Origin of the sequence: Streptomyces sp. KR55, from assembly GCF_052245645.1 — a bacterium.
Classification (GTDB): Bacteria; Actinomycetota; Actinomycetes; order Streptomycetales; family Streptomycetaceae; genus Streptomyces; species Streptomyces flavusporus.
On record NZ_JBQQCE010000351.1, the window covers coordinates 1 to 10,629 of the forward strand.

8 protein-coding genes and 3 pseudogenes are annotated in these 10,629 nt (G+C 69.3%); 4 read left to right on the forward strand and 7 right to left on the reverse strand.

The features are described from left to right. Positions 1 to 247, forward strand: a pseudogene (locus tag ACTWQJ_RS36885) (C45 family autoproteolytic acyltransferase/hydolase); the annotation flags it as partial. A 169-nt stretch (positions 248 to 416) separates the two neighbouring features. Continuing rightward, positions 417 to 1,340, forward strand: coding sequence for a phosphotransferase (locus ACTWQJ_RS36890; protein ID WP_443310815.1), 924 nt, complete (start codon positions 417 to 419; stop codon positions 1,338 to 1,340). A 191-nt stretch (positions 1,341 to 1,531) separates the two neighbouring features. On the opposite strand, the gene ACTWQJ_RS36895 is transcribed toward ACTWQJ_RS36890, so the two are convergent. Next, complete coding sequence (locus ACTWQJ_RS36895) at positions 1,532 to 2,173, reverse strand: DUF6461 domain-containing protein (RefSeq protein WP_443310816.1); 642 nt, start codon at positions 2,171 to 2,173, stop codon at positions 1,532 to 1,534. 101 nt (positions 2,174 to 2,274) lie between these two features. Between ACTWQJ_RS36895 and ACTWQJ_RS36900 the strand changes: the two genes are divergently transcribed. Continuing rightward, positions 2,275 to 2,457 carry a hypothetical protein gene (locus ACTWQJ_RS36900; RefSeq protein ID WP_443310817.1) on the forward strand — a complete coding sequence of 61 codons (183 nt, stop codon included), beginning with the start codon at positions 2,275 to 2,277 and terminating at the stop codon, positions 2,455 to 2,457. A gap of 151 nt (positions 2,458 to 2,608) precedes the next feature. On the opposite strand, the gene ACTWQJ_RS36905 is transcribed toward ACTWQJ_RS36900, so the two are convergent. The 3 genes from ACTWQJ_RS36905 to ACTWQJ_RS36915 form a co-directional block, all read right to left on the reverse strand. Beyond that, positions 2,609 to 3,352 (reverse strand): methyltransferase domain-containing protein, encoded by a 744-nt coding sequence (locus ACTWQJ_RS36905; RefSeq protein WP_443310818.1) that lies wholly within the window; start codon positions 3,350 to 3,352, stop codon positions 2,609 to 2,611. Between the two features lie 110 nt (positions 3,353 to 3,462). After that, complete coding sequence (locus ACTWQJ_RS36910) at positions 3,463 to 3,897, reverse strand: hypothetical protein (protein WP_443310819.1); 435 nt, start codon at positions 3,895 to 3,897, stop codon at positions 3,463 to 3,465. A gap of 54 nt (positions 3,898 to 3,951) precedes the next feature. Next, entirely contained in the window at positions 3,952 to 5,601 is a 1,650-nt protein-coding gene (locus ACTWQJ_RS36915) for an IS200/IS605 family accessory protein TnpB-related protein (protein ID WP_443310820.1), read from the reverse strand. Positions 5,602 to 6,002: 401 nt separating this feature from the next. On the opposite strand from ACTWQJ_RS36915, the pseudogene ACTWQJ_RS36920 reads away from it, so the two are divergent. Then, positions 6,003 to 6,795 (forward strand): annotated as a pseudogene (locus ACTWQJ_RS36920) (GNAT family N-acetyltransferase); the annotation flags it as partial. A gap of 52 nt (positions 6,796 to 6,847) precedes the next feature. Here ACTWQJ_RS36920 and ACTWQJ_RS36925 read toward each other — a convergent pair. From ACTWQJ_RS36925 to ACTWQJ_RS36935, 3 genes and pseudogenes are all read right to left on the reverse strand, one after another. Then, positions 6,848 to 8,421 (reverse strand): annotated as a pseudogene (locus ACTWQJ_RS36925) (IS200/IS605 family accessory protein TnpB-related protein); the annotation flags it as partial. 6 nt (positions 8,422 to 8,427) lie between these two features. Beyond that, positions 8,428 to 9,003 (reverse strand): IS607 family transposase, encoded by a 576-nt coding sequence (locus ACTWQJ_RS36930; RefSeq protein WP_443310821.1) that lies wholly within the window; start codon positions 9,001 to 9,003, stop codon positions 8,428 to 8,430. A gap of 251 nt (positions 9,004 to 9,254) precedes the next feature. Then, the coding region (locus ACTWQJ_RS36935) for a dihydrolipoyl dehydrogenase family protein (protein ID WP_443310822.1) at positions 9,255 to 10,629 on the reverse strand (1,375 nt) is incomplete at its 5' end.

The following is a 10,629-nucleotide window of genomic DNA, read 5'->3' on the forward strand; positions in this document are numbered from 1 at the left end:
GGAGCAGTTCTCCCGGACCCAGGAGCGGCTGAAGGCCATTCGCGCAGCGGGCGCGGACGTGGCGGTGATGCTGAAGCCGCCGCTGTATCAATCCACATACGACGAGGGGCTGGGAACGGTCTACACCGCCCATTACCGGCCCTCCGAGGGCCGGGTGGCCTACTACTGGCCTGGCGAGTCCTGGGAACAGTCCTTCGATGACTTCGCTCCGGGATCCCGCACGGTAACCATCGGGCAAGTCGGCTGAGAGCGAAGGTTGACCAGGGGCCACCGGTACTCCCGGCGGCCCCTTTCGCTTCGTACGGTGGCAGCACATGGGCCTGTCCGACAGATCACGCATCCGGTCGAACGGCATCGGGCGCGAGGGCCGTGAAATTCCGTTGCTTCCCGGCAACCGGCGGCCTACGGTCCCGATCGTGCTGCCTCCGGTGGAAACGGACGAAGAGTGGGACGCGGTTGTTCCTGACGAGACGGTGATGCGCCCCGGAGTGGAGGACCTCTGTGCACGCCTCGGTCTTGCCGGCGCACCGCTGACTCGTTTCCCGGACGGGTCGCAGCCGGTCTACGCGGTGGGTGACGAGCACGTTCTCAAACTGTTCCCCGGAGCCGCCGCCCAGGACGGCGTCGCCGAAGGCCGCGTCCTCACGCACATCCAGGGACGACTGCCGGTACCGACACCGCAGGTGCGTGACTTCGGTCCGTACGAGAACGGTTGGCGGTACGTCCTGATGTCCCGGCTCCGCGGCGAGAACCTGGCCGGCTCCTGGGACCGCGTTCCGCGGAGCCACCGTGAACGGCTCGTCACCGACGTGGGTGAGACCCTGGCGGTACTGCACTCCCTCAACCCCGATCCTCTCGCAGACGTCCTCGGTCCCGGAGACTGGGGCGCCTTCCTGGACCGCCAATGTGCCGGTGCGGTGGAACAGCAGCGCGCCCACGGACTGCCGGCCGGCTGGCTGGAGCAGATCCCGGACTTCCTGGCCTCGGTCCCACTGCCGCGCACCCCGCACCGTTCCCTGCTCCACACCGAGGTCATGCAGCAGCACTTCCTCGTCGACCCCGACGGGTGGCGCCTGACCGGGCTCTTCGACTTCGAACCAGCCATGATCGGTGACCGCGCGTACGACTTCGTGGGCGTCGGTCTGTTCGTCACCCGCGGTGATCCGGACCTGCTGACCCGGCTCACCAGCGCGTACGGCCACACCTTCGAGCCGTCCGAACTGCTCGCGTACACGGTGCTGCACGTGTACAGCAACCTCCCCTGGTACATGAGGGAACTGTACGTACCTGCCGAAGGAACACTGCTTGCGCTTGCGGAGGCATGGTTCGGCACGGCGTGACGCATGTCTGTCGCAGTGCCGAACCAGCAGTGGGCCAAGGCATCCTCGCAGACCGCCCACGCTGCCCCTTTGGTACGGCATCGGCTTCGCCGTTCCATGCTGCTGGCCCCGTGTCGTCTGGGTCACGTCCGTGGACGTGACCGATGCTGCGGCCCTTGGGGCACCTATCGGATCTCTGAGCACGCTCGTGGTCACCAGGAGGACGGAGGCGAGGTGCGGGTGACCACGGCAGGAAGCCGCCCGCTCTCGATCACCTGCCGCGGCAGTGACAGTCCGAAATGCTCACCGACGACCTTCAACACCCGGCGCTTCTCTTCGACAGGCAACAGTTCCTCGTCCGCGCCGAGCAGGTCATCGATGCTGCCTTCCGGCGGGATGACTCCGGCCGCTTCCAGCGCCGGGCGCAGCAGGTCGGGCTGGGCTCCGGCGGGGTCGTAGCCGAACCCCAACTCGAAGTGCAGCTGTACCTCACCGTCGGCGAGGTACCTGAAGAAGGAGGGTGGATCGTCCGGCCGTGGGTCGAAGATCAGGACCTCGGCGCCGCGGGACGCTGCCGGGTCCAGGGCCCAGCCTTCACTGCCCACGCACTCCACGATGAACGACCAGTCGCCGCTTTGGCCGATGCGGCCGACGCAGTAGATCTGCGTGAGGTCGACCATGCGGTGCGCTTCCTGGATGGTGAGGGCGGGCCCGACCTCGACAGGCTCATGGTCGGCCATACGTTCGGCCAGCTGCTCAGGGGCGAGGCCGCGGGCGCAGGTGATGTACAAGTCGGCGGCGCCCGGGCTCGCGCCGCGCCAGGCATCGGCGATCCATGCAAGATTTTCAGGCATTGCGGTTCACTCCTTCCGTACACAACGTGGGCTGGTGGGGCACAGCGAGAACCAGTGCTGTACCCCACCAGCGGTCAGAAGCCTGTCACGGCTCGGGAACCGTGCAGGCCACGGTCGAAAAAGCAGGTCAACCAGCTGATCGCATCCGTCCGCGCGGTCTGCGAGCACGCCTTCGCGCACCTGAAGAACGGCACATCCTCACCAACCTCCGCCTGGACGTCCGTCACGCCACCACGCTGTTGCGTGCTCTGCTCGTCCTGACGAACCTCGAAGTCACCCGCTGACAGATGGCCTTGAGCCCAGACAACTGCCCACGACCAGCACGAGAACACGACCGACAACCCGCACCAGCCCCCTGACCAGCAACGTCAAGTTGGTGGATCTTCAATGAGGTGGGTTGTCGTTGGCGGCTGTTCCCGGGGCCAGGTACGTGGGTCAGAGGTCGGTCACGAGTAACCGGTAACCGACGTCGATGGTTTCGAGCGTAAGCAGCTCGGCGTGACGGGTTTGCCAGCGGCCGGTCGTCAGGTCGTCCGCGAGCCGGGTCAGGCCGGGTGCGATGGCGTCTTCGCCGGTCTGGGCCAGCATGGAGATCCCGGCGCGCACCTGCCGGTCAAGGTAGGCGTGGGGGCGGCGCCAGTATGCGGCGCCGAATCCGTCCGTGCAGTCGTGGGGGACGCGGACCGGTTCCTGGCGCGCCCCACCGAGCAGGTCGACCAGCTGGTCAGTGGAGATGGCGCGGGTCTCGTCAAAGGCGGATGCCTCCGGCAGGTACTCCCGTACGAGCCAGAACTGCTCGCGGAAGATGCGCTGTTCCCACGTCAGGATGACGATGCGACGCCGGGCAACCCTGCGCAGTTCTCTGATTCCGGCCGCCGGGTCGGACCAGTGGTGGATGGTCAACAGTGCCATGACGGCGTCGGCGGCGTTGTCACGCAGCGGGAGGTCTTCTGCGACCGCCTGCACGGCGGGCACGGATCCCGGCGGGCGCTGGGCAAGCATGACCCGGCTGGGTTCGACCGCGAGGACCGTCTGCGGCGGTTCGTAAGAGCCGGTGCCCGCTCCGACGTTGATCACGTCGGTGACGTTTCCGAGCGCAGCGTGGATCTGCGCGGCGATCCGCGGATCAGGCTGTCGTGTCCGGGCATACGTTGCGCCGAGCGTGTCATAAGTGGCCATGCCAGTCAGTATGCGAAGCGGGCACGGTCCCCGGCTTCGCCTTTGGGAAGTCGAGCCGGTGCGGCATCGTTACGGGCTCTGGAGAAGCGCCCAGTGCGGCAAGCCGGCTCTCAGGGCTGCGCGCTTGCCGAATCACGTACAACGCCCGTGCTGTCGCCACGCAGCACCTCATGGCCGTCCTGGTTGACGATCACGATGCCGAACTCGATCTCCATCCCGGACCGCTTCCGGTCCAGTGCCTGTACTGTCACGTGTGCGGTGATGGTGTCGCCTTCCCAGACGGGCTTGAGGAATTCCCAGGTCATCCGGCGGGCGATGTAGTCCAGTCGGCCGCCGACCTGCGTCGCCAACGAGGCGGTCAGCAGACCGTGCGCCATGACCGGCCCGTCGGCCGAGACATGGTGACGCCCCTCGTCGCCCACAAGAGCGGCGAAGGCGGCGATGTCCTCGGCCGCAATGGTGCGCTGTGCGGTGAGTACCTGACCCACCACAAGAGCGGATGCCTTGCTCGCTCCGCCGGTTTCGATGTCACCGCTCTGCGACACATTCTCCCCTTCGCATTTGGCCGGGGCCGGTGTCTCCCCCGTCCGTCCCGGCAGCTATTCCTCAGCTCGGCGTGCCGTTCTCCACCGTTCCTGGAGACTGAGCATGAGTTGCACAGGCTCAGCCGCGTGCCCCGAACGGTGTTGGGCACACTGGTCCCCCACGTTCGCTCCGTGTCCGGGCGCAGCGCATCGGGTGCGTGGTCCGGGGATACGGGGGCGGGTTCCCTCACGCCCGGGAGCCACCGGTCGGGCCTGGGCGGTCCGATGCCCACGACGATCGCTCTGGTCGTCGTGGGGCGGTGCCGTCCGTCGCCGGATCGGGTGTCCCAGGGCGCGTCGTCCGATCGCCACGGCGGCCGCGTCGTGGCGGGTGGTCTTTCTGTTCTTGGTGGTCAGGGGTTTCTGCCAGTGCTGGGCGCCCCACCTGCTGGTGTAGGCCGGGTCGACGGCGACGATGGGGATGCCGAGTTCGGCCGCCATGCTGGCGAGCCGGGCCCGCAGCTTGCTCACGGGCATGCCGGAGATGAGGTTGCGGAAGCGTTTGCGGCGGCCGTGTTTCTCGCGGGTCGTCTCGGCGGTGAAGTCGAGGTCCTCGACGGCGATGGCGAGGCCGTGGCGCCTGGCGAAGTGCAGCAGGCGGATCAGGGCGTGCCTCACCTGCGCGTCGCGGTGGTCGGCGGTGCCGGACAGGTCGTAGCCGAAGCGCAGCGGCGCGCCGACGGGGTTGCCGTGTTCGTCGAGGCGCCAGGCGGCGAGGTGGTCGGCGTTGGTGTCGACGCCGACCAGGCCCCTCGCGCGGGCCGTGGCCAGGGGCACGGTCTGGACCGGTGGGACGGTCCAGGAGGCGGTCAGGTACCAGCGGCCCCGGGCGGTGTCCTCGTGGATGCGGTAGGCGACGGCCCGGTTGGCGGTGATGCGGTCGCGCCACTGCTCGCCCCGGTGCGCGAACGCCACCCGGGAGGCGAGCACGTACCGGCCGTGCGGGGCGTTCGCCAGATGCGCCAGCGGCGCGGGGAGCTTGATCGAGACCTCGCCGTCGGGGGTGACGCGGATGGTCTCGTTGCCGAACCTTTTGCCGGACTCGCCGTCCGCGGCGAGGAACCGGCGCTGGGCCTGCCACCGCTGCCGCCAGGCAGTGCCGGTCATCCCGGCGGCGTCCAGGTGGTGGCGGGTGTGCAGCAGCCGCTTCCCGCCGCGTACCACATGCACGCGCCCGGCCGCGCGGTCTGCCTGTTCCCGCTCCAGCCGGTCGCTGAGGACGTGCAGGCGGCGGGACTTGGCGAACCACTCCTGCCTGCTGCGGTAGCCGCCAGGTGCGTTCTTGGTGCCTTTCTCCCCGATCGGCCGGGACAGCCGGTGCGTGATCGTGCGTACGCCCGCTTCCAGGGACTGGATGTGCGCGAGTTGACCACGGCGGGCCAGTGCCCACTGGTCGTGGCTGGCCTTCGTGATCGACCCGGCCCAGCGGGAGGACGCCTCGTCCGTAAGGGTGCGCTTGCGCTTGGCCCACCGCTCGCTGTCGTGGTCCAGCGCGGCCGCGCAGCGGGCTTTGAGATCACGGGAGGCCAGCGTGCCCAGATGGTCCCCGACCAGGCGAAGGGCCTGCTCGTCCTCGGCGGTCAGGGCCTTGAGCCGGTCACGGATCGCCACCCCCGAGGGGCCGGGCACCACGTACGACGCCGCCACCTCCCGCAGCCCGCCCACCCCATCCCCCCTCCCGCGAACCGAAGATCCTTCCATCACATCCAACGACCGCCACCCGCCAAGGTCACGCGTTTGACGGGAGAATGCGTGTTCCCCTTCGAGGGTCACGAGTTCCGTGGCCGAGACGCTTACTCATGTCCGCCAGAACACACTCATGTGCAGTCAACCTGCAGCAGTTCCCAACCCCCGGAGGGCAGGTCGGCGCGCAGCCCTCCACGGCCGGTTCGACGATTCATGCTGCCACCCCGGACGCCAGGAACTCGCTGCGGCCGGACAAGTCACCGCCCCCCTTGATGATGTGGTCGGCCGTGCGCGGCGCGGAGCAGTTCTTCGTGAACGACCAGGTAATGGGCTGGCGCGCACGACGGGCGAGGAGCTGCCTGGATGAGGAATCATGAAGTATGCGCCCGGATGACTGGCACATCACCGAAGACCTCGACGACTTTCTCGCCCGAACCGGAGACTTCCTGCGCTCACGCCCCGCCCTGCACACCATGCAGCTGACGGTGACCGAGACACTGCGGACACGCGGGGCGGACGCGTACGGCGCCGAAGCCCCCGTCTTCGGCCGCCTGGAGCGAGCGGGCGAGGTCCGTGCCACCTTTTTCTTCTTCCGCGCCCCGCCCGGCCGCCTGAACCTCACCCCCCTTACCCCCCGAGCATGCCGACACGCTCGCCGCCCGCCTGGCCGGCCCCGGCCATCCCCTCCCCGGCGTCAGCGCGGAGCACGACACCGCCACCGCTTTCGCCGAGGCCTGGCAGCGGCACACAGGCGCAACGCCGACCCTCCGCGAGCAGCACCGCCTGTACCGCCTCGGCACGCTCACCCCACCGAAGCCGCTCCCAGAGGGCCGGGGCCGAGTCGCGGGCGAGCAGGACCGCGAGCAACTCAGGCCCTGGTACTGCGAGTTCGCCGCCGCCATCGGAGAAGTCCCCTCAGCAGACGCCGACTCCTGAGCCGACACACGCTTCGCCGACAGACGCGTCACGCTCTGGGAGACCCCGGACGGCACTCCCGTCTCCATGGCGGGCGTGACCGAGATGATCGCCGGCCAGATCCGGGTGGTGGCCCCCGTCTACACCCCGCCCCACCTACGCGGTCGCGGCTACGCCGGCGCTGTGACCGTCGAGGTGAGCCGGGCCGCCCTGGCCGCAGGCGCGACAGAGGTCGTGCTGTTCGCGGACTTGGCCAACCGTTCCTAGAGACTGAGCGGGAGTGAATCCTGTTGCCGGAACTCATGCTCAGCCGAACGCCCCGAACGGTGTTGGGCGTTCTGGTCCACCGCGTTCGCTCCGCGTCCGGGCGGCATGGATCGTGTCCGTGGTCCGGGGATGCGGGGGCGGTTTCCCTCACGTCCCGGGGCCACCGATTCGGCCTGGACGGTCCGATGCCCGCATCCATCGCTCTGGTGGGTGCGGGGCGGTGCCGTCCGTCGCCGGATCGGGTGTCCCTGGGCGCGCCTGCCGATCGCCACGGCGGCCGCGTCGTGGCGGGTGGTCTTGCGCTTGTTGCTGGTGAGGGGCTTTTGCCAGTGCTGGGCGCCCCATTTGGAGGTGTAGGCCGGATCGACGGCGATGATGGCGATACCTGTCTGGTCGGCCATCGAGGTGAGGCGCGCCCGTAGTTTGCCGGTGGGCATGCCGCTGATCAGCTGCCGGAAGTGCTTCTTGCGGCCGTGCTTCTCGCGGGTCTTGTCTGCGGCGAAGTCGAGGTTCTCGATGGCGATGGCCTTCACGCCGCAGGTCTTGGCCCAGTTCAGCAGGCGGGTCAGGGCATGGCGGACCTGGGCGTCGCGGTGGGTGGTGGTGCCGGAGCGGTCGAAGAGGAAGCGGCGTGGGCTGCCGATCGGGTTGCCGTCGGTGTCCAGGCGCCAGGCGGCGAGGTGGTCGGCGTTGGTGTCGACGCCGATCACGCCGTCGGCGAGCGCGGCGGTCAGGGGAATGGTCTGCGCGGGCGGGACCTGCCAGGACGCGGTCAGGTACCAGCGGCCCCGGGCCACGTCGTAGTGGATGCGGTAGGCCACGGCCCGGTTCGCCGCGACGCGGTCGGCCCACTCGCTGCCCCGGTGCCGGAACCGCACGCGGCCGACCAGGACGTACCGGCCGTGCCGGGCGTTGGCGTACTCGGCGAGCGGGGTCGGCAGCTTGATGCTGATCTCACCGTCCGGGGTGACGCGGATGGTCTCGTTGCCGTGCCGCTTGCCGGACTCGCCGTCCGCGGCGAGGAACCAGCGCGCCGCCTCCCACCGCTCCCGCCAGGCAGTCTCGGTCAGCCCGGCCGCTTCCAGGTTATGCCGGGCCCGCACGAGCTTCTTGCCGCCGCGCACGACGCGTACGACTCCGTTGTCCCGGTCGGCCCGCTCACGCTCCAGCCGGTCTTCCAGCACGTGCAGGCGGCGCGTCTTGGCGAACCACTCCTGCCGGGTGCGGTAGCCGCCCGGCACCCGCTTGCCGCCCTTCTCCCCAGCGGAAGCGACAACCGGTGCGCGATGGTGCGCACACCGGCCTCCAGAACCTGAATGTGCGCGAACTGCCCCCGGCGGGACAGTGCCCACTGGTCATGTGTCGCCTTCGTGATCGATCCGGCCCAGCGGGAGGAGGACTCGGCGGTCAGGGCCTGCTTGCGCGCCGCCCACGTCTCGCTGGAGTGCTCCAGCCCGTCCCGGCAGCGCACAGCCAGGTCCCGGGAGGCCAGCGAGCGAGGTGCGCGCCGACCAGCGCGAGGACCTTCTCGTCCTGCGCGGTGAGCTCCTTGAGCCGGGTGCGGATCGCCACACCGGACGGCCCGGGCACGACGAACGGCGCCTGGATCGGACGCAGTGGAAGTCAGCCATGCTCGGCAGCCTCCAGCGCCTTGCGGGCCCGGTTCCTCGCCGACCGGCGGCCATACAGGCGGGCACAGAACGACGTCAGTACCTCCACCATGTCCCGCACCAAGTCATCCTCAACCTCACCGTCGTCGAGCACGACGAGGCGACGGCCCGAGGCGGACAACGCGGCTTCGACGAGTTCGACGTTCATCCGCCCGAGCCTGTCCTTGTGCTCGACCACCACGGCCGTCACATCCGGGTCGGCCAGCAGCCGACACACCTTCGAGCGGGCCCCGTTCATACCGGACGCGATCTCGGACTCGACCCGGACGACCTTGCCGCCGGCCTTGGCCGCCCACGCGGACAACCGGGCGAGCTGCCGCTCCAGATCGCCTTCCTTGTCGTGCGAGGAGACACGGGCATACAGACCCAGGCCGCCCACCGCTTCCAAAGCGGTGCTGGTCCCGATATTCACCAAGATCGTACGCGGCCCGACCCGCTGAGCCGGTACCGGCAACGTTCCCTCACGGAACCAGCGGTACGCGGTCTGCGGATGCACGCCCTGCATCCTCGCCCACTCCGTCAGATTCACACTCCGACAACGACACTCACTCACACATGGTTACGCTCACTTACCCGACCTCAAGGACCAGCAGGTGAAGACCCCACCAGCAACAGCCTCGACCAGCGAATCGGGTACGTCCCGGTTACCGACTTCGCCGTGTACGACTTCTCGGGTGCCGCGCCGGAAGTCGGTTGAGAACGCCGGAGGGTTCCGCGACGGGCACAGCGAACACGTGGGCCTACCAGTCAGAGCCGAGGACGTCGAGCGCCTGGCCCTGCCTACCCGCGGTAGGTTTCCAGCAGCCGCAGCCAGACTTCGCTGATCGTCGGAAAAGCGGGGACGGCGTGCCAGAGCCGTTCGACGGGCACCTCGCTGGTGACCGCGATGGTTGCTGAGTGCAGCAGCTCTGCGACCCCGGGGCCGACGAAGGTGACCCCGGCCACGGTGCCGCGGTCGAGGTCGACCAGCATACGAGCCTTGCCGCGATATCCCTTCGCGTACTGGACCGCGCCGGCGACGCCGCCGATGTCGTAGTCCACCACCCTGATCCGGCGCCCGGTGCGCTCGGCTTCCCGCGTGGTCAGGCCGACTGACGCAACTTCCGGGTCGGTGAACACCACTTGCGGTACGGCCACGCTGTCAGCGGTCGCGACGTGTGGGCCCCAGCGGCTGTCGTCCACCGGTTCCCCGTGGGCACGGGCCCCGATCACGGCGCCCGCGATGCGGGCCTGGTACTTGCCTTGATGAGTCATCAGGACTCGGTGATTGACATCGCCGACCGCGTAGAGCCAACCGTCGTTGATGGCGCTGACCCGGAAGGTGTCGTCAACGGTCAGCCAGTCGCCTGGCGTGAGGCCGATGGTCTCCAGGCCGATGTCGTCGGTGCGCGGGGCTCGTCCGGTCGCGAACAGGATCTCGTCGGCGGCCAGTTGCTCGCCGTCTGCCAGGGTGATGCGTACTTCGCCGTCAGCGCCTTCCTCCCGCGTCACGGACGTGACGGAGGCCCCGAACCGCACATCGACGCCGGCCTCACGCAATGCGTCCGCGACCATCTCCCCGGCGAACGGCTCCATCCGCGTCAGCAATCCGCGGCTGCCTCGGACCAGCATGGTCACCTGGGCGCCGAGCGCGCGCCAGGCAGTGGCCATTTCGACGGCCACCACTCCGCCGCCGACCACGGCGAGACGACCAGGTACCCGGTCGGCGCCGGTTGCCTCACGATTGGTCCAGGGGCGAATCTCGTCCAGATGGGGAAGGTCCGGCAGCGCCGTGCCGGTGCCGGTGCAGACGGCGACCGCGTGGCGGGCGGTGAGCCGTACCGTGTCGCCGTCGGGGGTGCTCACCACGACCTGGCGGGGGCCGTCGAGGCGGCCCTGGCCGCGTACGAGGTGGACGGAGACCGAGTTCAGCCAGTCGACCTGGTCGTCGTCCTGCCAGTGGTTCACGATGTCGTCGCGGTGTGCGAGGACCGTGGCCACGTCCAGTGGTCCGGCGACCGCCTGTCTCAGCCCCGGCACCCGGCGTGCGTCGGCGCGTGCCAGCACCGGCCGCAGCAGTGCCTTGCTGGGCTCGCACGCCCAGAACGAACACTCGCCGCCGATCAGCTCGCTCTCCACGATGACGGTACTGAGCCCCGCAGCGCTGGTCCTGTCG